Origin of the sequence: Serratia sp. 14-2641, from assembly GCF_001692375.1 — a bacterium.
Lineage (GTDB): Bacteria > Pseudomonadota > Gammaproteobacteria > Enterobacterales > Enterobacteriaceae > Chania > Chania fonticola_C.
This window is the reverse complement of the sequence record NZ_LXKR01000001.1, coordinates 547,568-573,426: the sequence shown is the minus strand read 5'-3', so window position 1 is coordinate 573,426 and position 25,859 is coordinate 547,568. Positions and strand designations below refer to the sequence as shown.

General features: G+C 55.9%; 28 protein-coding genes. 17 read left to right on the top strand and 11 right to left on the bottom strand.

The features are described from left to right. Nucleotides 1–98: 98 nt before the first annotated feature. Together cspE and A6U95_RS02650 are read right to left on the bottom strand one after the other, a co-directional pair. Complete coding sequence (gene cspE / locus A6U95_RS02655) at nt 99–311, bottom strand: transcription antiterminator/RNA stability regulator CspE (RefSeq protein WP_004946278.1); 213 nt, start codon at nt 309–311, stop codon at nt 99–101. A gap of 287 nt (nt 312–598) precedes the next feature. Next, nucleotides 599–1,495: an ion transporter gene (locus tag A6U95_RS02650; RefSeq protein ID WP_226906510.1), complete on the bottom strand. Its 897-nt coding sequence runs from the start codon at nt 1,493–1,495 to the stop codon at nt 599–601. Nucleotides 1,496–1,666: 171 nt separating this feature from the next. Here A6U95_RS02650 and A6U95_RS02645 point away from each other — a divergent pair, with 171 nt between their 5' ends. Together A6U95_RS02645 and A6U95_RS02640 are read left to right on the top strand one after the other, a co-directional pair. Continuing rightward, a complete protein-coding gene (locus A6U95_RS02645) occupies nt 1,667–1,876 on the top strand; it encodes a hypothetical protein (RefSeq protein WP_021805739.1) in 210 nt (69 codons plus the stop codon). Nucleotides 1,877–2,013: 137 nt separating this feature from the next. Continuing rightward, nucleotides 2,014–3,021, top strand: coding sequence for an NAD(P)H-quinone oxidoreductase (locus A6U95_RS02640; RefSeq protein ID WP_065683345.1), 1,008 nt, complete (start codon nt 2,014–2,016; stop codon nt 3,019–3,021). A gap of 123 nt (nt 3,022–3,144) precedes the next feature. Here the strand turns inward: A6U95_RS02640 and A6U95_RS02635 are convergent, their stop codons facing one another. Next, the gene (locus A6U95_RS02635) at nt 3,145–3,534 is read right to left on the bottom strand and encodes a YidB family protein (RefSeq protein ID WP_021180899.1); all 390 of its coding nucleotides are present in this window, start codon (nt 3,532–3,534) and stop codon (nt 3,145–3,147) included. A gap of 85 nt (nt 3,535–3,619) precedes the next feature. After that, nucleotides 3,620–3,868 carry a GlsB/YeaQ/YmgE family stress response membrane protein gene (locus tag A6U95_RS02630; RefSeq protein ID WP_021805741.1) on the bottom strand — a complete coding sequence of 83 codons (249 nt, stop codon included), beginning with the start codon at nt 3,866–3,868 and terminating at the stop codon, nt 3,620–3,622. Between the two features lie 527 nt (nt 3,869–4,395). Here A6U95_RS02630 and A6U95_RS02625 point away from each other — a divergent pair. Then, entirely contained in the window at nt 4,396–4,812 is a 417-nt protein-coding gene (locus A6U95_RS02625) for a VOC family protein (RefSeq protein ID WP_065683344.1), read from the top strand. A 45-nt stretch (nt 4,813–4,857) separates the two neighbouring features. On the opposite strand, the gene A6U95_RS02620 is transcribed toward A6U95_RS02625, so the two are convergent. Next, nucleotides 4,858–5,055 (bottom strand): hypothetical protein, encoded by a 198-nt coding sequence (locus A6U95_RS02620; RefSeq protein ID WP_065683343.1) that lies wholly within the window; start codon nt 5,053–5,055, stop codon nt 4,858–4,860. Between the two features lie 126 nt (nt 5,056–5,181). Here A6U95_RS02620 and A6U95_RS02615 point away from each other — a divergent pair, with 126 nt between their 5' ends. Continuing rightward, complete coding sequence (locus tag A6U95_RS02615) at nt 5,182–6,738, top strand: GGDEF domain-containing protein (RefSeq protein WP_065683342.1); 1,557 nt, start codon at nt 5,182–5,184, stop codon at nt 6,736–6,738. A 2-nt stretch (nt 6,739–6,740) separates the two neighbouring features. Here A6U95_RS02615 and A6U95_RS02610 read toward each other — a convergent pair whose 3' ends face one another. Further along, nucleotides 6,741–7,850, bottom strand: a complete 1,110-nt coding sequence (locus tag A6U95_RS02610) for an AAA family ATPase (RefSeq protein WP_065683341.1) — start codon at nt 7,848–7,850, stop codon at nt 6,741–6,743. A 60-nt stretch (nt 7,851–7,910) separates the two neighbouring features. Beyond that, on the bottom strand, nt 7,911–9,983 hold the full coding sequence (paaZ, locus tag A6U95_RS02605; protein WP_065683340.1) for a phenylacetic acid degradation bifunctional protein PaaZ: 2,073 nt from the start codon (nt 9,981–9,983) through the stop codon (nt 7,911–7,913). A 318-nt stretch (nt 9,984–10,301) separates the two neighbouring features. Between paaZ and paaA the strand changes: the two genes are divergently transcribed. The 13 genes from paaA (at nt 10,302) to paaY (ending at nt 21,867) form a co-directional block, all read left to right on the top strand. Beyond that, complete coding sequence (paaA, locus tag A6U95_RS02600) at nt 10,302–11,240, top strand: 1,2-phenylacetyl-CoA epoxidase subunit PaaA (protein ID WP_065683339.1); 939 nt, start codon at nt 10,302–10,304, stop codon at nt 11,238–11,240. 14 nt (nt 11,241–11,254) lie between these two features. Further along, complete coding sequence (gene paaB / locus A6U95_RS02595; RefSeq protein WP_021180891.1) at nt 11,255–11,542, top strand: 1,2-phenylacetyl-CoA epoxidase subunit PaaB; 288 nt, start codon at nt 11,255–11,257, stop codon at nt 11,540–11,542. Nucleotides 11,543–11,551: 9 nt separating this feature from the next. Next, nucleotides 11,552–12,313 (top strand): 1,2-phenylacetyl-CoA epoxidase subunit PaaC, encoded by a 762-nt coding sequence (gene paaC, locus A6U95_RS02590; RefSeq protein ID WP_065683338.1) that lies wholly within the window; start codon nt 11,552–11,554, stop codon nt 12,311–12,313. An 8-nt stretch (nt 12,314–12,321) separates the two neighbouring features. Then, on the top strand, nt 12,322–12,819 hold the full coding sequence (gene paaD / locus A6U95_RS02585) for a 1,2-phenylacetyl-CoA epoxidase subunit PaaD (protein ID WP_065683386.1): 498 nt from the start codon (nt 12,322–12,324) through the stop codon (nt 12,817–12,819). A 14-nt stretch (nt 12,820–12,833) separates the two neighbouring features. Further along, nucleotides 12,834–13,892 carry a 1,2-phenylacetyl-CoA epoxidase subunit PaaE gene (paaE, locus tag A6U95_RS02580; protein ID WP_065683337.1) on the top strand — a complete coding sequence of 353 codons (1,059 nt, stop codon included), beginning with the start codon at nt 12,834–12,836 and terminating at the stop codon, nt 13,890–13,892. A 9-nt stretch (nt 13,893–13,901) separates the two neighbouring features. Then, nucleotides 13,902–14,675 (top strand): 2,3-dehydroadipyl-CoA hydratase PaaF, encoded by a 774-nt coding sequence (gene paaF / locus A6U95_RS02575; RefSeq protein WP_065683336.1) that lies wholly within the window; start codon nt 13,902–13,904, stop codon nt 14,673–14,675. 3 nt (nt 14,676–14,678) lie between these two features. After that, nucleotides 14,679–15,476 carry a 2-(1,2-epoxy-1,2-dihydrophenyl)acetyl-CoA isomerase PaaG gene (gene paaG, locus A6U95_RS02570; RefSeq protein WP_065683335.1) on the top strand — a complete coding sequence of 266 codons (798 nt, stop codon included), beginning with the start codon at nt 14,679–14,681 and terminating at the stop codon, nt 15,474–15,476. Nucleotides 15,477–15,489: 13 nt separating this feature from the next. Then, the gene (locus A6U95_RS02565) at nt 15,490–17,031 is read left to right on the top strand and encodes a 3-hydroxyacyl-CoA dehydrogenase (protein WP_241810607.1); all 1,542 of its coding nucleotides are present in this window, start codon (nt 15,490–15,492) and stop codon (nt 17,029–17,031) included. Next, nucleotides 17,031–17,471: a hydroxyphenylacetyl-CoA thioesterase PaaI gene (gene paaI, locus A6U95_RS02560; protein ID WP_065683385.1), complete on the top strand. Its 441-nt coding sequence runs from the start codon at nt 17,031–17,033 to the stop codon at nt 17,469–17,471. Before A6U95_RS02565 ends, paaI begins: the two co-directional genes overlap by 1 nt. Further along, nucleotides 17,468–18,673 (top strand): 3-oxoadipyl-CoA thiolase, encoded by a 1,206-nt coding sequence (gene pcaF / locus A6U95_RS02555; RefSeq protein ID WP_065683333.1) that lies wholly within the window; start codon nt 17,468–17,470, stop codon nt 18,671–18,673. Before paaI ends, pcaF begins: the two co-directional genes overlap by 4 nt. 19 nt (nt 18,674–18,692) lie before the next feature. Next, nucleotides 18,693–20,000 (top strand): phenylacetate--CoA ligase PaaK, encoded by a 1,308-nt coding sequence (paaK, locus tag A6U95_RS02550; protein ID WP_065683332.1) that lies wholly within the window; start codon nt 18,693–18,695, stop codon nt 19,998–20,000. A gap of 316 nt (nt 20,001–20,316) precedes the next feature. After that, entirely contained in the window at nt 20,317–21,258 is a 942-nt protein-coding gene (gene paaX / locus A6U95_RS02545) for a phenylacetic acid degradation operon negative regulatory protein PaaX (protein ID WP_065683331.1), read from the top strand. Between the two features lie 12 nt (nt 21,259–21,270). Then, a complete protein-coding gene (gene paaY / locus A6U95_RS02540; RefSeq protein ID WP_065683330.1) occupies nt 21,271–21,867 on the top strand; it encodes a phenylacetic acid degradation protein PaaY in 597 nt (198 codons plus the stop codon). 28 nt (nt 21,868–21,895) lie between these two features. On the opposite strand, the gene A6U95_RS02535 is transcribed toward paaY, so the two are convergent. From A6U95_RS02535 to A6U95_RS02520, 4 genes are all read right to left on the bottom strand, one after another. Continuing rightward, nucleotides 21,896–23,299 (bottom strand): amino acid permease, encoded by a 1,404-nt coding sequence (locus A6U95_RS02535; protein ID WP_065683329.1) that lies wholly within the window; start codon nt 23,297–23,299, stop codon nt 21,896–21,898. Between the two features lie 15 nt (nt 23,300–23,314). Beyond that, nucleotides 23,315–24,499, bottom strand: coding sequence for an amino acid aminotransferase (locus tag A6U95_RS02530; protein WP_065683328.1), 1,185 nt, complete (start codon nt 24,497–24,499; stop codon nt 23,315–23,317). 61 nt (nt 24,500–24,560) lie between these two features. Then, the gene (locus A6U95_RS02525) at nt 24,561–24,932 is read right to left on the bottom strand and encodes a RidA family protein (RefSeq protein WP_021805760.1); all 372 of its coding nucleotides are present in this window, start codon (nt 24,930–24,932) and stop codon (nt 24,561–24,563) included. Continuing rightward, nucleotides 24,916–25,731 carry an alpha/beta hydrolase gene (locus A6U95_RS02520; protein ID WP_065683327.1) on the bottom strand — a complete coding sequence of 272 codons (816 nt, stop codon included), beginning with the start codon at nt 25,729–25,731 and terminating at the stop codon, nt 24,916–24,918. The genes A6U95_RS02525 and A6U95_RS02520 overlap by 17 nt, the downstream gene beginning before the upstream one ends. Between the last annotated feature and the right edge of the window lie 128 nt (nt 25,732–25,859).

The following is a 25,859-nucleotide window of genomic DNA, read 5'->3' as shown; positions in this document are numbered from 1 at the left end:
TGGCACACCACCGTGAACGGTTTTTCCGCCCACTGGCTCAAATCACAGACACAAAAAAACCCGCCTTGGCGGGTTTTTGTTAATCAGCGAGATGCCGATTAGATAGCGGTAACGTTAGCCGCTGACGGACCTTTAGCACCGTTCTCGATAGAGAACTGTACGTTCTGGCCTTCAGCCAGGGTCTTGAAGCCTTGATCCTGAATTGCAGAGAAGTGTACGAACACGTCTTTGCTGCCGTCTGCAGGAGTGATGAAACCAAAACCTTTAGACTCGTTGAACCACTTCACTTGACCTTTGATCATGTTAGACATGTTGAATTCCTTCAATAAAAAATTTAAGCCACCATGGGCATGAAATAGCCGGTCATCAGTTACTTATGGAGGCACTAGAAAGGAAATTCGTCAGTGAAGAGCTATCAAGGATAACGCTTTAAATTTGAACTACTTTACTCAAAATGTCGTGCATAAATAGGTCTGTACCACAGGCCGAGAATCATTAACTCATGTCGGGGGTATAATAGCAACTCTTTTTATCTCGTGAGGCTGGAAAGGGAGATCGAACGCACATAATTTGCTCCCCGCTGGCGAAATTATCGGCGTTATCTTGCGGATTTCACTGACAATGGTGGCAACGCCGCGCCACAATATTTACAAAACTTCGCCTCGGCTTCATGCCCGCCACGGTCGCATTGTGCACAATGGCGCTGTTCCCGATAGCGCTGCATCTCCTGCGACATGTAGGCGGTCAGGATCCCCGTAGGCACCGCAATAATCGAATACCCTACCAGGATCAGCACCGAAGCCAGCATCCGCCCTAATGGCGTGTGGGGCACAATATCGCCGTAGCCCACGGTGGTTAACGTGACTACCGCCCAGTACATCGATGCACCAAGGCTGGTAAATCCACCACTGCCGCCTTCCACCGCGTACATCAAGCCACCAAATACGCACAGCATCACGCCGACAAAGCCAAAGAACAGGGTCAGCTTATGGCGCGCCAGCTTGATACTGCGCCAGACAATGCTCATCTCACTCATGTAGCGCAACAGTTTTAACACCCGCAATACGCGCAGGATCCGCAGTACACGCAGCAGAGCGATATACTCCACCGCCATATGCGGAAATATCCAGATAATATACATCGGCAACATCGTCAGCAGATCGACGATGCCGAAAAAGCTGATGGCATAGCGCTCTTTACTCGGGGTGCACCACAGCCGCAACAGATACTCCACAGTAAAAAGGGTGGTGAAAAAGACCTCCGCCAAAAACAGCTGATAAAGCACTTGAGCATTGGGGGTATACAGCGAACTGCCGCCGGGTTCGATAAACAGCAACAGCACACTAAGCAGCGCCGTGCTCACCCAGAATAACTGCATCCTGCGTCCAGTACGGCTTTGATTGCTGAACAACAGCTGATAGCTACGCTGGCGCAGGGTCTGTTTTCGCACTTTGTTGGTCATAATCCAATGTCTGGTCAATAGGTTTGCGCTCATACTAAATCCGAACCTGCGCACCACCAAATTTAACCCATGACTGGATCATGAGAAAACGGGCGCCAAGCCGCAAAATGACCCTGCGTCATATTTCCATCACAAAAATGTCACAATCCAGCCATATGATGGCTAGCGATTATCCGCTCCGGGTTAACACCAAGGATTTCGCCTATGAACACCGTAAAAGCCATTAATCACCAGCAGGCAGAGACGCTGATCCGTTCAGGATCGGCGAAAAAGATTGAGCTGGCCTATGACATTGACAGCGACGATTTTTTCCAGCTCGCCAGCCTGTGGTGCGATCAGGGTGCCAAGATTTCCAAAGGCAAAAAGCACTTTATCGTCTCGCTGAAAGGTTTTCGTATTCCGCCAAACGACTGATCCTCTGCCCCCTCTGCGGCGGTATCTCTGCTTGTCTAGACAAAACCGCCCTTTCGCACACATGCCAACTCTGTTATCCCTATATGATAATCCAGCCGGGAATACCCCGAATACGCAGATTGATCAAGGAGAACGGCATGTCAGCCAACGCACAACTACCTGAAAACATGAAGGTCATCGAAATCAGCCAGCCGGGCGAACCAGAAGTTCTGGTGAGTGCGGAGCGCCCTTTGCCGGTATTGGCCCAGGGTGAAATACTGGTGAAAGTCGCTGCCGCCGGCGTCAACCGCCCAGATGTTATGCAACGCCGTGGGCAATATGCCCCACCTCCGGGCGCCTCGGACATTCCCGGGTTGGAAATTGCTGGCACGGTGGTGGCCGTTGGCGTTGGGGTACAACGCTATGCCCCTGGTGATGCCGTATGTGCGCTGATCGCCGGTGGGGGCTATGCCGAGTACTGCAAGGTGCATGAAAGCAATGCGCTGCCGGTCCCTCAAGGCTTCAGCATGATAGAAGCCGCCGCCATGCCAGAAACCTTCTTCACCGTTTGGGTCAACGTATTTCAACGTGGCCACCTGCGGGCCGGGGAAACCGTGCTGATCCACGGTGGCACGTCTGGCATTGGCACGGTTGCTACCCTGTTGGCCAAAGCCTTCTGCGCCTATGTCATCACTACCGTTGGCTCTGAAGAGAAGCGTGAGGCCAGCCTGGCGTTGGGTGCCGACGTCGCCATCAACTATCGCACCGAAGATTTTGTCGAGCTGACCAAAACCGCTACCAATGGGAAAGGGGCCGATGTCATCGTCGATCTGATCGCGGGGGATTACGTGGAGAAGAACTACCGTGCCGCCGCAATGGACGGGCGTATCGTTCAGATCGGCACGCAAAACGGCGTAGTGAAAGAACTGAACCTGATGCCATTGCTGCTTAAACGCCTGACCCATACCGGCTCAACGCTGCGGGCGCGCAGTGTGGAAGATAAAGCCCAGATCGCTGCCGAACTGGAGCTGAAAGTGTGGCCGTTGCTGGAACGCGGGGAGTTAAAACCACAGATTTTCCAGACGTTCCCATTGGAACAAGCCGCGCAGGCCCATGCCTTGATGGAGTCCAGTGCGCATATCGGTAAAATTATGCTGACGCTGTAATGGCAACCCTCCGGCCAGAAACCGGAGGGTTAGGCTGTGTCCCTCAATTGACCGTGGTGCCTTGCAACGCGTCCAAATGACCTCCAGCGGCACTCACGTGCAATTAAGGGACACCGCCTCATATCAGCCGAACAGTTTACCTTTCAGCAAATCCATCCCGGCGCTCATCAGATCGCCGCCCTGCGGTTCCTGACCATTGGGTGACAGTTTGTCAGTGATCATCGGCAAATACTGGGCAATCAGGGCAGAGGCCTGCGCCGGATCGATACCCAATTTGCCAGCCAGTTGTGCAATGGCATCGGTACTTAACGCCTGCTCAACGTGTTCACCACTGATTGGCTGATTTTCACCCGTCCCGATCCAGGAGGCGACCACGTCCGCCAAATTTCCCTGGCGGAATTTGTCCAGGATGGCCGGCAAGCCCCCTTGCTGTTCAACCCACTGCAAAATGGCGCTGTAATCCATTCCTTTGCCACCGCTCAATGCCCCGACTAACCCATCCAGTAATCCCATCGCTATCCCCTTTTCAAACGCTGTACGTTTGTCGCATTTAAAAGAAAAGGGCCGCCGCAGCGACCCTCTGTTGATCGAACCCGGCTTAGCTTCTGATCTTTCTGTAAACAAAAAGCACCACCAGAGCACCGATAACGGCAACCACAAAGCTGCCCAGGTTAAAGCCATCAACCCGGCCCATACCGAAGAAGGTACTGATATAGCCGCCGACAACCGCACCCACCACACCCAGGATCACGGTCATGATAAAGCCGCCGCCGTCTTTACCCGGCATGATCCACTTGGCCAGAATACCGGCGATTAACCCAAAAACGATCCAGGAAATGATACCCATTTTGACTCTCCCTCATTGACCCGTTGTCTAAACTTGCTGGCAATGCCATTATCAAGACGTTCTCCGTCAGCGACCACCCGCTGACAGAATTAACGCCTCTGTACCTTACTACTATAGTCAAAAATCAGCGGGTTACCTACCTCTTGTAGTCTGAAAAACGGCGCATGAAAATTGTGCAATTTTCATCCAGCTGTCATATTGTGTGGCAATAATCAGCTATACTAAATAATGCTCAACTGAACTTCGACCGAGGATAGCGCCATGAGCAACCCCCCTTTCATGCTGTTTTTGGTTTTGGTTTATACCTTGGCCGCCGTGTGGGATGGTTCCGCTGCGCAGTTGTTTATGTGAAAGCCGTCGGCCAAGCAGTCATTAACCATTCCTGACCAAGGCGTTCTTATTCTCTTTCGGCGCTCCTCGGCCCCGCAATCAAGCGGGCGCAGCATACAGCGCTCCTTAGGTCGAACATCTTCACCCCCCTACAAATTCAGCAACCTTGCAGGGCATGGGATCCAAGAGGAAGAACTATGTTGATTCAACCCTATCTGTTTTTTACCGGTAACTGTGAGCAAGCGGTGAATTTTTATGCTCAGCAGCTAAACGGCAATATAGAAATCATGATGCGTTACAAAGATATCCCGACAGAAGAGCAGCAGAATGGGCCGCCCAATGCCGATCCTGACGCGATTATGCATGCCAGGCTGGTGATCGGGGATAACGTGATTATGGCATCGGATGGGTGCCCGGCCGACCCTACTGGCCCGGCACATAGCGGTTATTCACTGTCGATCCGCAGTGAGAACGTCGAGCAAGGTCGCGAGGTATTTAACCGGCTAGCCCTGGGTGGCAGCATCACCATGCCTTTCCAACCCACCTTCTGGGCCAAGGGCTTTGGCATGCTGACCGATAAGTTCGGTGTCAACTGGATGGTCAACGTCGAGTAGCCACATGATGCAGTGCCTTGCTGTGAGGGTAGGCACTGCCCAGCGCTAACGATGCCAGCTAGAAGCCACCAGAGAGAACAAGACAAACAACACCAGCAACAAAACCAGAGCCAACCGCCAGAACGGTGTTTTACGCCGCTGGTAAGCGATAATCATCAACCCGGCCAGCGCCAGGAGCGTTAACGGGTAATATACCGCCAGCATCAGTAAAACCTGCATAATAGCGTCAGATAGTGCTGCCATGCGCCTCCCCGGCACCAATTTATGCTGAACATATCCTGGAAATATAACGGGACATGCAAGATGGAAATAGAAGGGTTAAGATTGTTCGCAATACCCGTCCCCAACTGATTCCATGACAGGAATGCTATGCCAGCACCCCAGCTCCCGCCCCAAAAACAGCCATTACCCGGGAAAAACAAAAACTCGCCGTTACTCTATCAGGCTGGCGTGTTTGTTATTATCGTCGTGCTTACCCTGATCATGTTCAACGCCTGGCAAATCTGGAACGCTCATCATCGCAACCTGCAAATTGCCGAAAATGACTCGCAGAATCTGGCCCGATCGCTGGCACAGCATGCCGAAGATACCTTTGCGCAGGTAGACAGTAACCTGGTCGATCTTAGCGAACGCATTGAAACCGATGGCTTAGGCCAATCCCAGCGTTTACGCCTGCAAAAAATCATGCAGAGCCAGGCCAGTAACTTTCCGCAACTGCATGGCAGTTTTGTCTATGATGCCCAGGGCAACTGGATCCTGACGTCCAACGGTAAACCCCTCAGCCATACCAATAATGCCGACCGGGCGTACTTTAAATACCACGTCACTCATAACAATAATACGATTTATATCGGCGAGGTGATCCGCAGCCGCTCGACCGGCGATTTGGTTATCCCGGTGTCACGCCGCCTGAACCATGCGGACGGCAGCTTTGCCGGCGTGGTCATTTCGACGCTGTATGTCGATTATTTCCGCCAGTTTTACAACACATTTGCCCTTAACAACGACGCCTCACTCAGCCTGATACTGGCCGACGGCTCCATTTTGTACCGCCGCCCTTACAATGAGGATGCCATCGGGAAAAACATCTCCCATAGCATTTTGTTCCGCGAAGTTCTGCCGCATTCACCCTTTGGCAACGTCACCATGGTCTCACAGTTTGACAATGTAGAAAGGGTTTATGGCTATTCGCAGGTGGAGCGTTATCCGCTGGTGATCACCGCCGGGCTGTCGAAAAAAGACGTTCTGGCCGACTGGCGTAACGATGCGTCACTTTTTGCACTCGGTGGAGGAGTCCTGCTGTCCATACTGCTGGCCCTGGGGTTGGTGTTGATACGTCAGATTAACCAAAGCGTACAAACCGAAGTCGAACTGGTACGCACCCGTGATCAACTGACGCTGATGAACCACACGTTGGAAGAACTGGCTTTGCTAGATGGCTTGACCGGCCTGGCCAATCGCCGTCAGTTTGATATCGCGCTAAAAAACGAAATGACACGGGCGGCGCGCAACGATCGCAACGTAGCCCTGTTGATGCTGGATATTGATTATTTTAAACAGTTTAACGATATCTACGGCCACGTGGCTGGGGATCAGTGTTTGCAGCAGTTGGGCCGCATGCTGCAAGGCATGGTCAACCGCCCTGGCGATCTGATGGCGCGTTACGGCGGTGAGGAGCTGGCAATTATTCTGCCGGATACCGATCTTCAAGGCGCAATCGCCTTTGCCGAACGGGTTCTGGAGGGCATCCGGCAGTTGAAGATCGCCCACACAGGCAGCCCGCTGGGGATTATCACCGCCAGCATTGGTGCCAGTGCTAAAGTCCCGCATCCGTATAACGATACGCCGCTGAGCCTGGTCAACCTGGCGGATAACGCCCTGTATACGGCGAAAAAAAGCGGTAAGAACCGGGTTTGCAGCCTCTAGGCTCAGACTTGTTGCGCAACCATGGTTTCACCCTGCTGTTGAGTGAGCTGGTAATGCCTAACGGCACAATGCTCGGCAATCAAATCCGCCAGTAACGGAGAATGGCTGGTCACCCACAGCTGGCTGTAACGGCTGGCTTCAGCAATTAGTTGTGCCAACGCGGGCAACAAATCTGGGTGCAGACTGTTTTCCGGCTCGTTCAATGCCATAAAGGCCGGAGGTCTTGGGCTGAGCATAGCCACCGCCAGGCACAGAAAGCGCAGCGTACCGTCGGAGAGTTCTGCCGCTTCAAGCGGCCGCAGGATCCCCTCACGATGCATCAACAGTTCAAAACGCCCCTGCGGTGCCTGTACCTCAAACTCAGAATCAGGGAATGCCCGCCGCAGAATGCCGCACAATAAATTACCATTGCCAATCTCGATGATGGTCCTGAATGCCGCCGCCAGATTACTACCATCGTGCGCCAGCACCGGGGCACGAATACCAACCTGTGGGACACGCAGCGGTGAACCAGGCCAAACCGCAAACTCATGGTAAAAACGCCATTGCCGCAGAATTTCCCTGGCCTGTGATAACTCGGGATAGAGATGCGGATCGGACAACTGACCAAATACCGATTCTTCCGCATATAACGCTCCGGCGTAAGCCGCCCTTTCCCCCTGAATATCGGTGAGAAATGCGGTTTGATTAACGCGTTCCAACAGACGCATCGAATTCCGACGCCTATGCCCACTCAGCCACAGCGACTCCTGCTTGACCAGTGGATCCAGCGTAAATAGGCTTGGCTCGGAACTATTATCGGGAGGGGGAAAACCAAGCTGGATTTCATAATCAAAATCCTCCAGGGTGGCCGAAAGGATCATCCGTTTGGGATCGCCGCGTTTATCGCCCAGGCGTGCTCCACCCGCCCACATCGCATTTTGTATGCCCCCCTCTTCTGCCAAGGCGAGCGAAAGCCGCCCACTGGCTGCTTCATGGATTAATCGCACGGCTTTGTACAGATTGGATTTACCACAGCCGTTTGGGCCGCTGATCACATTTACACGGCCAAGAGTAAGCTGCACATTACGGATGGAACGAAAACCATTGAGGGTAAGCTGTTGAATAGTCATGGGTAGATCATTTCAGCAAATAATGGGGCATCTTAACATGATGCCCCCGACGATCCAGCCTTAGTGCACCGTGTTGAAATCCCCTTCCTGGCGCGCCACCAGCGTTAGAATGCTATACAGCGCCACGGCCTGCTGATGCTGGTTAAGCACCTGTACATCCCAGACCACCACGCCATGCGGACGATCCTCAGCAGTTTTTTGCGGCTTGCGGATTTTCTTTTTACAGGTCAACCTCACCTGAATGGTGTCGCCAATTTTCACCGGCTCGATAAAACGCAGGTTTTCCATGCCGTAGTTGGCAATCACCGGCCCGACGCCCGGATCGACAAACAGTCCGGCGGCGGCAGAAACCACAAAGTAACCGTGGGCCACTCGCTCACCAAACAGTGACTCTGCCGCGCCGATCTTGTCCATATGCGCGTAGAAATGGTCGCCGCTCAGGCAGGCAAAGTTGACGAGGTCGGCTTCGGTAATGGTACGGCGGGCGGTCAGCAAGCTTTCGCCAATCTGCAACTGCTCAAAGTATTTGCGGAACGGGTGTACCTGTTCCTCCACCACGTCGGCACCCCGGACCCATTCACGGCTGATGGCCGCCAGCATCGACGGGCTGCCCTGGATCGCCGTGCGCTGCATATAGTGTTTTACCGCCCGTAACCCACCAAGCTCTTCCCCGCCGCCAGCTCGCCCTGGCCCGCCATGCACCAGCAAAGGCAATGGTGAGCCGTGGCCGGTCGATTCCGTAGCCGCATGGCGATCCAGCACCAACATACGGCCATGGGCGCAGGCGGTTGCTCGAATAAACTGTGAAGCCAACTCCGCATCAGCCGTCACCAACGATCCGGCCAGGCTACCTTGCCCCAGTAACGCCAATTCAATGGCCTGTTCGGTAGTTTGATAAGGCATCAGCGTCGCCACCGGGCCAAACGCCTCGGTACCATGTACGGCCTGATGGCGGAACGGATCGGCACAGTACAGCAGAGTGATCGGATAAAAAGCGCCTGATTGCGCGCCATCGCCTACCACTTCTAACTTATCCAGCGTTGCGCCGCAGAGTGGTTCACAGCCATTGCGCAGCAGGAATTCCACCTTTTGCTGCACGTCGTCGCGCTGTTCCTGATTGACCAACGCCCCCATCCGCACCTGCTCCAGCTGTGGATCGCCAATCTTTACGCCAGCCAGGCGCTGCAACAGCGCTTGCTGTACCTCGGCAATGCGGGCCGCCGGAACGATAATGCGCCGGATAGCGGTACACTTTTGCCCCGCCTTGCTGGTCATTTCGCGGCTGACCTCTTTGATAAACAGCGCAAACTCTGTCATTTCTGGCGTCACATCCTCCCCTAGCACGCAGCAGTTAAGCGAATCGGCTTCCATGGTAAAGGCGATGGATTTTTCCAGCAGGCGCGGGTGGGAACGCAGTTTCTGCCCAGTTTGCGCCGAGCCGGTAAAGGTGACCGCATCCTGATAATCGAGGTGATCGAATATATCGCCCACGCCGCCGCAGATCAGTTGCAACGCCCCTTCAGGTACCAACCCGCTGTCGATAATCAGCTTCACCATCGCCTGGGTTAGCTGTGCCGAAGCGGTGGCGGGTTTGATGATGGCCGGCATGCCCGCCAGCCAGGTAGGTGCCAGCTTCTCCAGCATTCCCCAGCAGGGGAAGTTAAAGGCGTTGATATGCAGTGCGACACCGGGGCGAGAGGTCAGCACATGGCGTGCGGCAAACTGCGACTGCTTGGAAAGTGGGATCAGCTCATCTTCCGGCCACAGCGTGTCGTCCGGCAGTTCGCGCCCTGCCAATCCCGCATAGGAGAACAGCGTGGAGATACCGCCTTCTATATCCACCCAGCTGTCATTACGCGTAGCACCGGTTTGATAGGAGATCTGATATAGCGCTTCTTTATTAGCCAGCAGGTGTTTAGCCACCGCTTTCATCATCTGAGCGCGCTGCTGAAACGTCATCTTTGCCAGCGCCGTGCCGCCCAGCTTGCGGGCATAGCTCAGGCTGGCGGCCAACGGCAGCCCGTCGGAGCAGACCTGATACAAAGGCTCGCCGGTAACGGCATGCTGGATCTCGCGGGCTTGACCCTGGCCGTACACCCAAGCGCCAGAAAGGTAACTGGTTAACTGCTGCATTTGCTCCTCCGGAATTCATAAATAGACACCATTAAGATTAATGATGTATCACATAAATCCCACTCCGCGCCAGGTTAAAATTTAACAAAAGCAAAACAAAATCATCAAACCGCTGAGTTAACACCCGCGTTATCGATAAACACTAAAAATAAATAACAAACAAAATCAATGTTATAACAAAATACATTGTGATACTCATCGCAAAACCACAGTATTTGCATTTGATCTTGTTGTTATCAACTTGTAGCTTTACGGTTAGTTAAAGTGATTCACATTTTTGGTATTAATGTGAAAAACATGAATCACCAAGAGGCAAGCATGACAACTGACGCACAATTTCAGCAGCACTTTGACGACAAGATCGCCGCCGATATCTCCATCGAAGCCAAAGACTGGATGCCGGATGCCTATCGCCGCAATCTGATCCGGCAAATCGGCCAGCATGCGCATTCCGAGGTGGTCGGCATGTTGCCAGAAGCCAATTGGCTGACCCGCGCCCCTTCCCTGCGGCGCAAAGCGGTGTTACTGGCGAAAGTCCAGGATGAGGCTGGGCACGGCCTTTATCTGTACAGCGCGGCGGAAACCCTCGGCTGCACCCGACAGGATATCTACCAAAAGATGCTCGCCGGTCAGATGAAATACTCCTCCATCTTCAACTACCCAACGCTGAACTGGGCTGACATTGGCGTGATCGGCTGGCTGGTCGACGGTGCCGCCATCGTCAATCAGGTAGCCCTGTGCCGTGCCTCTTACGGCCCCTATGCCAGAGCGATGGTGAAAATCTGTAAAGAAGAGAGCTTCCACCAGCGTCAGGGCTATGAAGCCGTGATGGTGATGGCCCAGGGCAGCGAAGCGCAAAAGGCCATGCTACAGGACGCCATCAACCGTTTCTGGTGGCCAGCGCTGATGATGTTTGGCCCCAACGATAGCGATTCCCCCCACAGCGCGCAGAGCATGGCCTGGAAGATCAAACGCCACAGCAATGACGAGCTGCGGCAGAAGTTTATCGACAACACCGTACCGCAGTTGGAAGCCCTGGGCATGACCGCCCCCGATGCCGATTTGGCATGGGATGAGGCCAGCGGACATTACCGCTTTGGCGAGATCGACTGGGCAGAGCTGCACGAAGTGATCCAGGGACGTGGGCAGTGCAACCACGAACGTCTGCAAGCCAAGCGTAAAGCCTGGGACGACGGCAGTTGGGTGCGGGATGGTGCCATGGCACATGCCAGCAAACGCGCGGCAAATGCAGCTTAATCGAGGAGAGAAAAATGACTCACGCCGAATGGCCGTTGTATGAAGTGTTTATCCGCAGCAAGCAGGGTTTGGCCCATCGTCACGTGGGCAGCCTGCATGCAGCAGACGATCAGATGGCGCTGGAAAACGCCCGCGATGCCTACACCCGCCGCAGTGAGGGCTGTTCGATCTGGGTGGTGCAATCCTGCCACCTGATCGCCTCTCAAGCGGAGGATCGGGCGGCATTCTTCGATCCTTCCGACGATAAAATCTACCGTCATCCCACGTTCTACACCATCCCCGACGGCATCAAGAACATGTAGAGGCAGGCCATGACGATGAATAACGCAGCAACAATCAGCTATGCCCTGCGCTTGGGCGATACACCGCTCATTCTGGCACAGCGCCTGTGCGCTTGGTGTGGCCATGCTCCTGAGCTGGAGATCGACCTGGCACTGGCCAATATTGGCCTCGATCTGCTGGGTCAGGCACGTAATTTCCTGGCCTATGCCGCCGAGCTTTCCGGCCCGCAACACAGCGAAGACAGCCTGGCCTTTGGCCGCGACGAACGTGAATTTCACAACCTGCTGTTGGCAGAACAGCCCAACGGCGGCTTTAACGACACGCTGGTACGCCAGTTCCTGCTCGATACCTACCACGTGCTGCTGCACCGGGAATTGAGCCGCAGCAAAGACAGCCAACTGGCTGCCATTGCCGCCAAATCGCTGAAGGAAGCAGATTATCACCTGCGCTTCAGCCACGGCTGGATGATCCGCCTGGGTGACGGCAGTGAAATCAGCCACCAGAAGATCCAACAGTCATTAAACGATCTGTGGCGCTTCACCGCCGAGCTGTTCCACGCCGATGAGATTGAACTGCAACTGGCCGAACAGGGTATTGCCGTCGATCCGCGCCAATTGCAGGCACAGTGGCAAGTCATGGTGAACGACACGCTGCAACAGGCCACGCTCGCGCTGCCTACCGAGCAGGCATTTCGCCACGGCGGTAAGCAAGGGCGGCACACTGAACACCTCGGCCCGATGCTGGCAGAGATGCAGTTTCTGCCACGCGCTTACCCGAACTGTAGCTGGTAGAGGCAATGATGAATATCACCCGACTGCAACCAGCCGAGATCCCGCAGATCTGGCACTGCTTACAGCAGATCAGCGATCCCGAACTGCCGGTACTGTCCATTACCGATCTGGGCATGGTACGTGACGTGGAGCGCGACGGTGCAGGCTGGCACATCACCTTTACCCCAACCTATTCCGGCTGCCCGGCGACCGAGTACCTGCTCAACGCCATTGAACAGACGCTGAACGAGGCGGGTTTCAGCCCGGTGAAGATCACCATCAGCCTCAGCCCGGCCTGGACCACCGACTGGATGAATGCGGACGCTCGCCAACGCCTGCGTGAATACGGCGTGGCGCCACCGCAGGGGCAAACCTGTGAGAAGCCTTTAGCCCATGGCCCGGTGCAGTGCCCCCGTTGCGGCAGCGAGCACACGGAAAAGATCAGCGAGTTCGGTTCCACCGCCTGCAAAGCGCTTTACCGCTGCTGCGAATGCCGGGAACCGTTCGACTATTTCAAATGTATTTAGGAGCACTGAAAACCATGACGGTCTTTCATCGCCTGAATGTCGCAGCCATCGAGCGCGAAACGCCGGACGCCGTAGCCATCACGCTGCGCGTCCCGGACGAACTGAAATCCCATTACGGCTATACCCCCGGCCAGCACCTGACGCTCAAGGCGCGGGTCAACGGCGAAGAACTGCGTCGCTGCTATTCCATCTGTAGCGCACCGCAGGACGGCGTATTGCAAATCGGCATCAAGGCGATCCATCAGGGGCGTTTCTCTTCGTTTATCAACCAAAGCCTGCAGGTGGGTGACGAGTTGGAAGTGATGCTGCCGCAGGGCCGCTTTGGTTATCAGCCGCAGGCACAAACCCAGGGCAACTATCTGGCGATCGCCGCTGGCTCCGGCATCACGCCGATGCTATCGATCATCAAGGCGACGTTGCAATTGGAACCCAACAGCCAGTTCACGCTGATTTATGGCAACCGCACCAGCCGCTCGGTGATGTTTAAAGAAGCCCTCTCGGATCTGAAAAACCGTTATCCACAGCGCTTCCAGCCGCTGTATCTCTTTAGCCAGGAAAATCTCGACAGCCCGCTGCTCAGTGGCCGCATCGATCGTGACCACCTGACCGCGCTGGGTAACACGTTGGTGGACTTCAACGAGTTCGACCACGCCTTTATCTGCGGCCCGGAAGCGATGATGGACGACGCGCATACCGTGCTGGAGCTGGCCGGTATGCCAGCCGGGCGTATTCACAGCGAGCGTTTCAACACCAGCGGCATCGTCGCCCGCCTTGCCAATGCAGGCAGCCGCAACGCGACTCAGGTAGAGATCCGGCTTGATGGCCGCAGCCTCAAAATCGACGTCGGCAGCGAGGATGACAGCATTCTGGATGCCGCATTACGTCAAGGGGCCGATTTGCCCTACGCCTGCAAAGGCGGCGTCTGCGCCACCTGCAAATGCAAACTGAAGGCCGGTGAGGTGGATATGGCGATCAACTACAGCCTGGAGCCGGATCAACTGGCGGCAGGCTATGTCTTGAGCTGCCAGTCCTGGCCACGCGGTGAAGGCGTGGTGCTGGATTTTGACGTTTAGGAGCCGACGATGGAAACCCCTTGGATCCTGCGCGAACAGCAGCAACGCGTGGTCACACTGACGCTGCACCGCCCCGATGCCCGCAATGCGTTGAGCACTGCCTGCCTGGAGCAGTTGGTTTATCAACTGGAACAGGCCGACAGCGATGCCGACGTCGGTGCGGTGGTGATCGCCGGTACCGCCCGGTTCTTCGCTGCCGGTGCCGATCTGCGCGAATTACAGCAGCAGGATGTCGCCGCTACCCAGCTCGATCACCGCCCTTTGCTATGGCAGCGGTTGGCTCAGTTCAGCAAACCCTTGCTGGCGGCGGTCAACGGTTACGCGCTCGGTGCTGGCTGTGAGCTCGCTCTGGCCTGCGACATTACCCTTTGCGGCGAAAGCGCCCGCTTCGGCCTGCCGGAAATCACTTTAGGCCTGATCCCCGGCGCCGGTGGTACCCAACGCCTGATCCGCAGCGTGGGCAAGTCCCGCGCCTATCAAATGGTGCTGACCGGTGAAGCCATCGACGCCCGCTGCGCACTGCAAGCCGGGCTGGTAAGCGAGGTTTGTGTCGACGCATTAACGCTGGAGCGTACTCAACAACTGGCCCACCGCATCAGCCAACAGGCACCGCTGGCGCTGCGCGCGGCCAAACAGGCACTAAAACAGGCACAGGAAACCAGCCTCAGCCAAGGCTTGCAGATGGAACGCCAGCAGTTCGTCACTCTGGCCGCTACCGAAGATCGCCGGGAAGGCATTGCCGCCTTCTTCGAAAAACGCACACCGAACTATCAAGGGCGCTGATTTATGGAAAACGCATTAATTCTTAGCCACATCGAAGCCGGGGTGTTGACCATTACCCTGAACCGCCCCGATCGGCTCAACAGCTTTAACGATGAAATGCACCACCAGCTCAGCGAGGCGCTGACCGTAGCCGAGCGCGATGACAACGTGCGTTGCGTGCTGATCACCGGTGCCGGGCGCGGCTTCTGCGCCGGGCAGGACCTGAACGATCGTAACGTGAGTGTGGATCAGGCTCCCCCGGATCTTGGGCTGTCCGTAGAACGTTTTTACAACCCGCTGATCCGCCGCCTGAGCGCCCTACCCAAGCCGATTGTCTGCGCGGTCAACGGCGTTGCTGCCGGAGCGGGTGCCGCGCTGGCAATGGCCTGCGACATCGTGGTGGCCGCCGACAACGCCAGCTTCATCCAATCCTTCTGCAAACTGGGCCTGGTGCCAGACTCCGGCGGCAGTTGGTATCTGCCACGCCTGGCCGGACATGCGCGAGCCATGGGTATGGCGCTGCTGGGGGACAAAATCAGCGCTCAGCAGGCATTGGAGTGGGGAATGATCTGGCAGGTCGTGGCTGCCACCGAGCTAGCCGACCACACCCAAAGCATGGCCAAACAGCTTGCCACTCAACCTACCTACGGCCTGGGGCTAATCAAAAAGGCCATGTACAGCTCGGCCAGCAATACGCTCGACCAGCAGCTCGATTTAGAACGTGATTTGCAACGCCTGGGTGGGCGTAGTGCCGACTATCGCGAGGGCGTCAGCGCATTCTTCGCCAAACGCCCACCGAACTTCAGCGGGAAGCAGTCTTGAACGGGATACAACCATGAGAGAAAAGATGGCGGTAAATGCCATAACCACCTCCGCAACGGTGGCCGTGATTGGTGCCGGAACCATGGGGATCGGCATTGCTCAGGTGGCCGCCGCGGCAGGGCATCAGGTCAAGCTGTTCGATATCGCCCTGCCCGCCGCCTCCCGCGCACTTGAGCAGCTCGGGCAACGCCTGCGCAAGCGGGTCGAGGCAGGTAAAGCCGATGCCCACAGCACTGAAACCCTGCTGGGTCATATTCAGTTGACCCGTTCGTTGAGCGATCTGGCCGACTGCAGCCTGGTGATCGAAGCGGTGGCAGAAAAGTTGCCGATCAAACAGAGCCTGTTTCGCGATCTGGAGGCGATATGCTCTAGCGATACGCTGTTTGCCAGCAATACCTCGTCACTCTCTATTACCGCCATCGCCAGTGCGCTGCAGCATCCGCAGCGCATGGCGGGCCTGCACTTCTTCAACCCGGCTCCGCTAATGAAACTGGTGGAGATCGTCGGTGGTTTGGAAACCAGCCCGGAAACGCTGAGCAGCCTGCAAACCTTGGCTCAGCAGTGGGGTAAGCACAGCGTCGTGTGCCGTTCTACGCCAGGCTTTATCGTCAACCGCGTAGCCCGGCCTTTCTACGGTGAAACCCTACGCGCTCTGGAAGAACAGATTGCCGATCCGGCCACCCTGGACGCCGTACTGCGTGATGCTGGTGGCTTCGCCATGGGGCCACTGCAACTGACGGATCTGATCGGTCAAGACGTCAACTATGCCGTCACCGAATCGGTCTATCACGCCTTTTATCAGGACAGCCGCTTTACTCCTTCGCTGGTGCAACAGGAACTGGTGGCTGCCGGGCATTTGGGCCGCAAGAGTGGCCGGGGTTTCTACCGTTATGAAAGTGAGCAGACCGTACCGTCAGCAACTTTTGCTTCCGCGGTAACGGCGGACTTGCCTCAGTCCGTCACGTTGCACGGCGGCTGGTCGGCCATCGGCGAGTTTGCACAGTTGCTGACGGGAAATGCGGCGGCGATCAAACATCCTGGCCAGACCAGTCCGTTTGCCCGGATCGATGAAGTTACATTTATGTTAACAAATGGTAAAACAGCAAGCCAAGTCGCCGAAGAAATCGGATCGCCCGTGGTTCTGTTCGACCTGTCCGTCAACTATCAGCACGCCCCCGTTATTGCCATCAGCAGCGCCGAGCAGAACACGGTGCCGCACACGGCCAAGGTCATCCGCCTGCTGCAATCGCTGGGTAAACAGGTGATCCACCTGCCGGACTACCCGGGCCTGCTGGTGATGCGCACCGTCGCCATGCTGGCTAATGAAGCCCTGGACGTGGTGAACAAAGGCGTGGCCAACGCCGCCGATACCGACGATGCCATGCGGTTTGGCGTCAACTACCCACAAGGTCCGCTGGCCTGGGGCAGCAAGCTCGGCTGGCAACAGATCCTCACCACGCTGGAAAACCTGCAGCGTTATTACGCAGAACCCCGCTATCGCCCAATGCCGCTGCTGCGCCGTTATGCCGCCAATTATTCAGGAGCCCAATGCTGATGAATGCCAACACTCCCCGCGCGCTGGCCCAGCGCTGCGCCGAACAGATGTTTAGCCAAGATACTTGTGCACAGGCAATGGATATGCGCATTGATGCCGTGGATGCTGGCATGGCCAAAGTCAGCATGACTGTCGGCCCGCAGATGCTCAATGGCCACCAGACCTGTCACGGTGGCCAACTGTTCAGCCTCGCGGATACCGCCTTTGCTTATGCCTGCAACAGCCAAGGGTTGGCGGCGGTCGCTTCTGGTTGCACCATCGATTTTATCCGCCCAGCGCTGGCTGGCGACCGTCTAACCGCCTGCGCTGAAGTGCGCCATCAGGGTAAAACCACCGGGTTGTACGACGTTGAGATCGTTAACCAACTAGGGAAAACCGTTGCCTGGTTCCGTGGCCGCGCCCATCGGTTGGGCCATCGCATTTTAGGAGAGCAGCCATGAATCAGGCCTTTATTTGCGATGGCGTCCGCACGCCGATAGGCCGTTACGGCGGCGCGCTGGCAAACGTGCGGGCCGACGATTTAGCCGCCCTGCCGCTGCGTGCTCTGCTGGAGCGCCACCCCAACGTGGACTGGTCGCGGGTGGATGACGTGATCCTCGGCTGCGCCAATCAGGCAGGGGAAGACAACCGCAATCTGGCCCGTATGGCGGCGCTGCTGGCCGGACTGCCACAAAACGTCTCCGGCACCACCATCAACCGGCTATGCGGTTCGGGGTTGGATGCGTTGGCGATGGCGGCCCGCAGCATCAAGGCCGGAGAAGCCAGCCTGGTCCTGGCCGGAGGAGCCGAATCCATGACCCGTGCCCCGCTGGTCATGGGCAAGGCGGACAGCGCCTTTAGCCGTCAGGCACAGATGTTTGATACCACCATCGGTTGGCGGTTTGTTAACCCGCTGATGCATAAGGCTTTCGGTACCGACTCGATGCCGGAAACCGCCGAAAACGTCGCGGCGCAGTTTGGCATCAGCCGTGCCGATCAGGATGCCTTTGCTCTACGCAGCCAGCAGCGCACCGCCCTGGCACAACAGCGGGGGATCCTGGCACAGGAAATTATTCCGGTGAGCCTCAGCGGCAAGAAAGGAGTCATTACTCAGTTCAGCGAAGACGAACACCCACGCGCAGAAACCACGCTGGAGCAGTTACAGAAACTGAAAACACCGTTCCGTCAGCCGGGTTGTATCACCGCCGGGAATGCTTCTGGCGTCAACGACGGTGCGGCGGCGCTGATTGTCGCTTCCGAAGCCATGGCCTTGCAGCAAGGTCTGACGCCACGGGCACGCATTGTCGCCACCGCCACCTGCGGCGTGGAACCGAGATTGATGGGGATCGGCCCGCTGCCCGCGACCCGCAAAGTTCTGGAAATCGCCGGGTTAAGCCTGGCGCAGATGGACGTCATTGAACTTAACGAAGCATTCGCCGCACAGGCGTTGGCGGTGTTGCGCCAGCTTGGTCTGCCGGATGATGCCGAACAGGTCAATCCCAACGGAGGTGCCATCGCTCTTGGCCATCCATTGGGCATGAGCGGTGCGCGCCTGGCGCTGGCCGCCCTGTTTGAGCTGGAACGTCGCGCTGGCCGCTACGCACTGTGCACCATGTGCATTGGCGTCGGTCAGGGCATTGCCATGATTATTGAGCGTGTCTAACACCTGCGAGGCTAAAAAGATGACTACAAATCCACGGCCCATCGACGCGATTGAATTTGCTTCACGCGACGAAATCGAAGCATTACAACTGGAACGCCTGCAATGGACCCTACACCATGCCTACAACAACGTACCGATGTATCAACGCAAGTTCGATCAGGCCGGCGTTCACCCGAGCGATCTGAAGCAACTGAGCGATCTGGCGTTATTCCCTTACACCACCAAGCAGGATCTGCGTGACAACTACCCGTTCGACACCTTTGCCGTGCCGATGGAACAGGTAGTACGCATTCATGCTTCGTCTGGCACCACAGGCCGCCCAACGGTAGTAGGTTATACCCAGCGGGATATCGATAACTGGGCCGATATTGTCGCCCGTTGCCTGCGCTCTGCCGGTGCCACGGCCAAAGACAAAATCCACGTTGCTTACGGTTATGGCCTGTTTACCGGCGGGCTGGGTGCGCACTATGGCGCAGAACGCCTGGGTGCGACGGTGATCCCGGTGTCCGGCGGCCAGACGGAGAAGCAGGTGCAGCTGATACTGGATTTCAAACCCGACGTGATCATGGTGACCCCGTCCTACTGCCTGACGTTGATAGACGAACTCGAACGAAAAATGGGGGGCGATGCGCGCAACTGCTCCCTGCGTTTGGGCGTGTTCGGTGCAGAACCCTGGACAGAGTCCCTACGTCATGAGATCGAGTCACGCATGGGGATCAAGGCGCTGGATATCTACGGCCTTTCCGAAGTGATGGGGCCAGGCGTAGCGATGGAGTGTGCCGAAAGTGGCGGCGGGCCGACCATCTGGGAAGACCACTTCCTGCCGGAGATCATCAACCCGGAGACTGGTACGATACAGACTGACGGCGAGCATGGCGAACTGGTTTTCACCACGCTGACCAAAGAGGCTCTACCGGTGATCCGCTATCGCACGCGCGACCTAACCCACCTAATGCCAGGGGATGCCCGCAACATGCGCCGGATGGGCAAAATCACCGGCCGTTCCGACGATATGCTGATCATTCGCGGCGTGAACGTATTCCCTTCACAGGTTGAAGAACAGATTATGCAGTTCGAGCATCTGTCGCCGCATTATCAGCTGCAGGTGAGCCGTGCCGGGCATCTGGATACCTTGGCCGTGCGGGTGGAGCTGAAAGAGTCGGCGTTGACGCTCAACCACCAGCAGCGTTGCGATATTTGCCACCAGCTGCGTCACCATATCAAATCGATTGTCGGGGTCAGCACCGACGTCAGCATTGCCAACTGTGGCGATATTCCTCGCTCGGAAGGCAAGGCCCAGCGGGTGATCGATCTGCGACCACGTTAAGTTTTGTCCCCTCACCCTAACCCTCTCCCACAGGGAGAGGGAACCGATCGAGTGTGCATGAAATTAGAGTGATTCACCTTAGATTGGGAGGCGATCACGTTTGCGGAGGTTACCTCTTTACTTCCAAACGAGCGGGGGCAATCAGCTCGCTCTCCCTGTAGGGGGACCGATCGAGTTTGCTTAGATTACTTCTTTACCTCCAAACGAGCAGGGGCTATCAGCTCCCTCTCCCTGTGGGAGAGGGTTGGGGTGAGGGGCAAGCCGTCGTCGTTTATGCTAATGTCGTGTCTCAGCAAAGGCTTACCCAGGGAAAAATATGGAACATAAACTGGACGACTTTATCCGCCATGCATTAAGCGCCCAACCGATCAGCGGCACCTCGCTGATCATCTCACTCTACGGCGATGCACTGAGCCATCGCGGTGGTGAGATTTGGCTGGGCAGCTTAAGCGCACTGTTGGAAGCCCTGGGCTTCGGCGATCGTTTTGTCCGTACCTCAGTGTTTCGTTTGCAAAAAGAGGGTTGGCTGGACGTAGAAAAGATTGGGCGGCGCAGTTATTACCGTGTTACCGAACAGGGGATGCGCCAGTTTCGCCATGCAGAGTCCAAAATCTACCTCAGTGAACAGCCGCAATGGGATGGCAAGTGGGAGCTACTGCTGTTGGAAAGTGCGGAAAAAACCGAGCGTGCACGCCTGAAAAAAGAGCTGGGCTGGCTGGGCTTTGGCCAGATCGCCAACAACCTGATGGCCGCCCCTACCCATGCGCAAACCGACGTCACCGCCCTGCTTGGCGAGCTCAACGCCAGTGAACAGGTGATCTACTTCCGTGCCGACTATCCCTACAACCGTTCCGAACAAACGCTGCGGCAAATGGTCGCCAACTGCTGGTCGTTAAGCGAGGTGGCCGGTTACTACCATGAGTTTATCGTCTCCTTCCGCCCGTTGATGGCCCTGCTACGCGAAGCCGACGAGCAGGAACTGACGCCACTGCGATGCTTTCAGATTAAGCTATTATTAATCCACTTTTTCCGCCGCGTGGTGTTGAAAGATCCTCTGCTGCCGGATGCCCTGTTACCCGCTCAATGGGAAGGCCAAATAGCCCGCAACCTGTGCATCAATATCTATCAGCGAGTGGATCGCGCCGCGACGGAATATGTCAGCGCCTTGGCAGAAACCTCCATCGGCACCTTACCTGCACCCAGTGCCGGTTACTATCGCCGCTTTGGCGGACTGCCGCGCGATCCCACTACATTTTAAGGAGTTTGCGCTATGCCCGTGTATCAGATTGACGGTTTGACGCCGGTGGTCGATCCCAGCAGCTATGTTCACCCCACTGCGGTACTGATTGGCGACGTGATTATCGGCAAAGGCGTCTACATCGGCCCCAATGCCAGCTTGCGCGGCGACTTTGGACGCATTGTGGTCGAAGACGGTGCCAACGTGCAGGATAACTGCGTGATGCACGGCTTCCCGCAGCAAGACACGGTGGTGGAACAAGATGGGCATATCGGCCACAGCGCCATACTGCACGGCTGCCGGGTGCGCCGTAACGCGATGATCGGCATGAATGCCGTCATCATGGACGGTGCGATCATTGGTGAGAACTCCATCGTCGGCGCGGGTTCCTTCGTCAAGGCCGCCGCAGAGATTGCTGCCAACCAACTGGTGATCGGCAGCCCGGCAAGGGTGATCCGCGAGCTGACCGAACAGGAATTAGCCTGGAAACGCACTGGTACACTCCAGTATCAGGAGTTGGTCTTACGCTGCAAAAACAGCCTGAAAGAAGTGGCCCCTCTCACTGAACCAGAGCCAGGGCGCCAACGCCTAAACTTCGGCGACCACATCATTCCCAAAAGCCAGCTTTAGTTGTTGGCCGGGCCGCAGCCCGGCAACATTACTCCATACCCTGCACCGGTGCTTCAGTTGCAACCGATGCTTGCCCTCGTCGACTGTAGAAATAGATGGCTACCAACAGCGCGGTGAACGGGATGCCAAACCACAGCGTCATTCTAAAGAAGTCCGTGAACAACGTGGTTATCATCAAGCCGGCCATCAGCAACGCCCCCGCCAAGGTAAAGTAAGGATAACCCCACATGCGAAACTTGAGATGCGTCTGCGTATGCTGGCGGCGGAAGAACAGGTGGGTAACAAAGATCATCAACCAGGTGAAACAGGCACCGTACACCGAGATCGACATCATCACCGCGAACGATTTCTCTGGAGCGGCAATACTCAGCACGATAGAGACAATAATCCCCACGCAGGAGAGCGCCAACGCGTTGACCGGAATACCCCGTTTGCTAAGCCGCCCCAGCGCCGCCGGAGCCTGCCCGGCACGGGACAGCGAAAACATCATCCGGGTGGTGATATACAGCTGGCTGTTCATGGCAGACAGTGCCGCAATCAGTACCACAAAGTTAAAGATCCCGGCGGCAGCTGGCAGATGGATCACGTTCATCGCCACCAGGAACGGGCTTTCACCGGTGCCAGACTGCCGCCACGGCACGATGGCCAGCATCAGCGCTATCGACATCATATAGAAGATAAACAGCCGCAAAATGGTGCCTTTAAACGCGCTTTTCACGGCAACCACCGGGTTTTTCGCTTCCCCTGCGGCAACCGCGATCATCTCAATACTCAGATAGCTGAATATCGATACGATCACCGCAAACCACATGCCTTTCACCCCAAACGGGAAAAAGCCGCCGTTGTCGGTGAAGTTACGGATGCCGAAGGTCGGGTTAGCGGAAAACGCCAGGATACCGATACCAATCATGATAAAGGCTGAAATGGCCACCACCTTGACGGTAGAGAGGGCGTACTCCACCTGGCCAAAAGACTTGACCCCAACTACGTTGACAACGATCACCGCCGCCGAGAATAACAGCACCCACGGCCAGATTGGCGTGCCTGGGAACCAGAACTGCATATACATGCCGATGGCGGTCACTTCGGTGCCCACCGCCAACACCACGCAAGACCAATAGGAATAGCGCACCAGAAAGCCAAACAACGGGCTGAGATAGAACTCGGCATAGTCACCGAACGATCCTGGGGTTGGGTGCTCAGAGGTCATTTCCGCCAGGCATCCCATCAGCAGTAGCGCAATCACCCCGCCGATAAAATAGCTCAGCAGTACGCTTGGCCCAGCCATCTGGATCGCGTAAGCACTCCCCAGAAACAGGCCGGTACCGATGGCCCCACCGATCGCCAGCATCGACATTTGTCCGGCGGTCAGGTGCTTTTTCAGCCCATCCTGCCGCTGGGCGATAGCGTCAAAACGTTTCGCATCTTTCATGGTTGCTCACCTTTTCTATGCGGTACGGGTAACGTCAAGGATGGCGGCGGCCACATAGTCCAGGTTTTGCTGGTTCAGGCCAGGCAGACACATCCTGCCGGGCGCCACCAGATAAATGGAATATTGCTGCCGCAGTTGGCCGAGCTGGCGTTCATTCAACCCGGTGTAGCTGAACATGCCCTTTTGATCGCGAATGCGGGTGTAGTCCAGCGTGGTACCGCCCTGCTCCAGGCCAGCAGCCAGGCCAACGCGCATCTGTTTGATGCGTTGACGCATGGTGGTCAACTCACTGGCCCACAGTTGGTATAGCTGCGGGTCTGCCAGCAGGGTTTCCACAATCTGGCTACCGTGAGTCGGCGGGCAGGAATAACTGCGACGGATCAGCGTCTTCAATGCGCCCTTCACGTTCACCGCAGCCTCAGCGGTAGCACAGCGCACCGATAGCCCCCCTAAACGCTGGCCATACAGCGCCACATTCTTGGAAAAGGAGTTGCTGACCAGAAAATCCACGTCGGTTTTCAACATCGCCCGCAGCGCGAAACAGTCTTCGTCCAGCCCGTCGCCAAACCCTTGATAAGCGATGTCAAAGAAAGGCAGCAGCCGACGCCGTTGCACCACCTCGATCACCGCTTGCCATTGCGCTGGGCTGAGATCGGTACCGGTGGGGTTATGGCAGCAAGGATGCAGTAGCACCACCGCCCCTTCCGGCAAGGCAGAGAGCGTGTCGAGCATGGCTGCAAAACGCAGTTCACCAGACGCATCATCAAAATACGGGTAGGTATTCACCTTCAAGCCAGCCCCTTCGAAGATCGCCCAGTGGTTGGCCCAGGTCGGATCGGAGACCCAGATTTCGCGGCGCGCCAGATAGTGATAAATAAAATCGGCACCCAGCTTCAGCGCGCCAGAGCCACCTACGCTTTGCACTGTGGCAATACGGTCCACCGGTTCACCAAACAGCAGCGTCTGGATCTGGCGGGCAAACAGTGCAGAACCTTCGATTGGCGGATAAGTATGTGGCCGCTGTTGTTCCAGTAATCGCTGTTCGGCAATATGTACGGCCTGCATCAGGGGAATATTACCCTGATGATCGTAATACAGACCAATACCCAAGTTAACCTTTTGCGGATTAGCATCCTGCATATAGGCTTCCATCAGTGACATAATTGGATCGGGCGTTGACGGGGTAATATGATCGAACATAGATTATCCTTAACTCATTATGTAATGAATCAGCAGGTGAATATTATTTTATGAGAATTAATTACGCTGTAGCGCTAACGGTGATTTCTATTTTCATCCCCGGCACCACTAACTTATCAACAATCACCGTGGAGCGGTTGGGATACGGATAATTAAAATACTGTTGGTAGATTTTATCGAGCAGCTTAACGTCATTAACATCGGTAAGATAAACAATAACCTGTAATACATTATCACTATGGCTATTGGCAGCTTTCAGCGTGGTAGCTAAATTATCAAACGTCAGCGTAATCTGTTTTTCCGGGTCGCCAGTTTCAATAGTGCCATCCTGGCGGACCGGGCCATGGGCGGTGAATAACATCCCGCCACCTTTGGTTGCCCAGGAAAAAGGTTGCCCGATCTCTGGCAGGCCGGTTTCAATGACTGTGCGCATCAAGGTACTCTCCATCGGTAAGCAGGAAACGGTGCAGAGCGCCATCGGCAGCAAAGACCGCATCCAGCACGCTGTAATGATTAGCACCGGGGAGAGCATAGCGGCTAACCGGCAGCCCCTCTTCCCGCAATGCGGAATAATAATATAGCGATTGCCCAATCAGCTCCGGCAGCTCTGCCGCGCCGTAAAATAGCACCATCGGTTTCAAAGATGGCGGCATATTACGCGCCGGGCTTAAGGCCTCTATCTGCTGAGTGGTCAGCTTTAGCTGCTGGTTTACGTAGCTCGCCAGTAGCGGCTGCAACTCAAAAATACCGCTGATGGGAAACACCGCCTGCACCAGCGGATGGTGTTGCCAATACGCCGCCAGATGCCCACCAGCAGAATGACCGGTGAGATAAACCGGCTTATCGCCACGCGGCTTCAGCCGACGCTCGATGGCATCCAGCGCCGCCCCTATTTGCTGGCAAATATCGGCCAGGTTAGCCGCCGGTGCCAAGGTATATTCCACCAGCACCACATCAAAACCCAATGACAATGGCGTACTGGCAATAAAGGCAAAATCCTGTTTATCACAAAATTGCCAATAGCCGCCGTGAATAAATATTATCGTGCCTTTATATTCTTCAGTTGAATAAAGCCAGTCAAAAACTTCACGCGGCGCATCCCCATAAGCCATATTCAACTCATGACGTTGCTGTTGGTAAACTCGCTGACTGCGGGATTGGAATGAGAGCAAGATCTCGTTTTCATCAGCCACCGTCGTAGCGTTATCGTAACTGCCCGCTAGAAGTTTCATATATTAAACTTTGTTTATTATTTAAGATGTGAGTTAACTATTAGCAACATGTTAAAATATTGTCAAGACAGCTGATGCGGCAATGCGTGATCGGCGATATAAATTTATTTTTTCGGACAATAAGTTTC

Bases quoted from the DNA above. Each gene is read 5' to 3' on its own strand.
- paaG (WP_065683335.1), top strand. From the start codon at position 14,679: ATGGAAAACGCATTAATTCTTAGCCACATCGAAGCCGGGGTGTTGACC.
- A6U95_RS02525 (WP_021805760.1), bottom strand. From the start codon at position 24,932: ATGCGCACAGTCATTGAAACCGGCCTGCCAGAGATCGGGCAACCTTTT.
- paaF (WP_065683336.1), top strand. From the start codon at position 13,902: ATGGAAACCCCTTGGATCCTGCGCGAACAGCAGCAACGCGTGGTCACA.
- A6U95_RS02625 (WP_065683344.1), top strand. From the start codon at position 4,396: ATGTTGATTCAACCCTATCTGTTTTTTACCGGTAACTGTGAGCAAGCG.
- A6U95_RS02635 (WP_021180899.1), bottom strand. From the start codon at position 3,534: ATGGGATTACTGGATGGGTTAGTCGGGGCATTGAGCGGTGGCAAAGGA.
- A6U95_RS02615 (WP_065683342.1), top strand. From the start codon at position 5,182: ATGCCAGCACCCCAGCTCCCGCCCCAAAAACAGCCATTACCCGGGAAA.
- A6U95_RS02520 (WP_065683327.1), bottom strand. From the start codon at position 25,731: ATGAAACTTCTAGCGGGCAGTTACGATAACGCTACGACGGTGGCTGAT.
- cspE (WP_004946278.1), bottom strand. From the start codon at position 311: ATGTCTAACATGATCAAAGGTCAAGTGAAGTGGTTCAACGAGTCTAAA.
- A6U95_RS02530 (WP_065683328.1), bottom strand. From the start codon at position 24,499: ATGTTCGATCATATTACCCCGTCAACGCCCGATCCAATTATGTCACTG.
- A6U95_RS02645 (WP_021805739.1), top strand. From the start codon at position 1,667: ATGAACACCGTAAAAGCCATTAATCACCAGCAGGCAGAGACGCTGATC.
- A6U95_RS02640 (WP_065683345.1), top strand. From the start codon at position 2,014: ATGTCAGCCAACGCACAACTACCTGAAAACATGAAGGTCATCGAAATC.
- A6U95_RS02565 (WP_241810607.1), top strand. From the start codon at position 15,490: ATGAGAGAAAAGATGGCGGTAAATGCCATAACCACCTCCGCAACGGTG.
- paaB (WP_021180891.1), top strand. From the start codon at position 11,255: ATGACTCACGCCGAATGGCCGTTGTATGAAGTGTTTATCCGCAGCAAG.
- A6U95_RS02535 (WP_065683329.1), bottom strand. From the start codon at position 23,299: ATGAAAGATGCGAAACGTTTTGACGCTATCGCCCAGCGGCAGGATGGG.
- paaA (WP_065683339.1), top strand. From the start codon at position 10,302: ATGACAACTGACGCACAATTTCAGCAGCACTTTGACGACAAGATCGCC.
- A6U95_RS02650 (WP_226906510.1), bottom strand. From the start codon at position 1,495: ATGAGCGCAAACCTATTGACCAGACATTGGATTATGACCAACAAAGTG.
- paaD (WP_065683386.1), top strand. From the start codon at position 12,322: ATGAATATCACCCGACTGCAACCAGCCGAGATCCCGCAGATCTGGCAC.
- paaC (WP_065683338.1), top strand. From the start codon at position 11,552: ATGACGATGAATAACGCAGCAACAATCAGCTATGCCCTGCGCTTGGGC.
- paaZ (WP_065683340.1), bottom strand. From the start codon at position 9,983: ATGCAGCAGTTAACCAGTTACCTTTCTGGCGCTTGGGTGTACGGCCAG.
- pcaF (WP_065683333.1), top strand. From the start codon at position 17,468: ATGAATCAGGCCTTTATTTGCGATGGCGTCCGCACGCCGATAGGCCGT.
- paaE (WP_065683337.1), top strand. From the start codon at position 12,834: ATGACGGTCTTTCATCGCCTGAATGTCGCAGCCATCGAGCGCGAAACG.
- paaX (WP_065683331.1), top strand. From the start codon at position 20,317: ATGGAACATAAACTGGACGACTTTATCCGCCATGCATTAAGCGCCCAA.
- A6U95_RS02610 (WP_065683341.1), bottom strand. From the start codon at position 7,850: ATGACTATTCAACAGCTTACCCTCAATGGTTTTCGTTCCATCCGTAAT.
- A6U95_RS02620 (WP_065683343.1), bottom strand. From the start codon at position 5,055: ATGGCAGCACTATCTGACGCTATTATGCAGGTTTTACTGATGCTGGCG.
- paaK (WP_065683332.1), top strand. From the start codon at position 18,693: ATGACTACAAATCCACGGCCCATCGACGCGATTGAATTTGCTTCACGC.
- A6U95_RS02630 (WP_021805741.1), bottom strand. From the start codon at position 3,868: ATGGGTATCATTTCCTGGATCGTTTTTGGGTTAATCGCCGGTATTCTG.
- paaI (WP_065683385.1), top strand. From the start codon at position 17,031: ATGAATGCCAACACTCCCCGCGCGCTGGCCCAGCGCTGCGCCGAACAG.
- paaY (WP_065683330.1), top strand. From the start codon at position 21,271: ATGCCCGTGTATCAGATTGACGGTTTGACGCCGGTGGTCGATCCCAGC.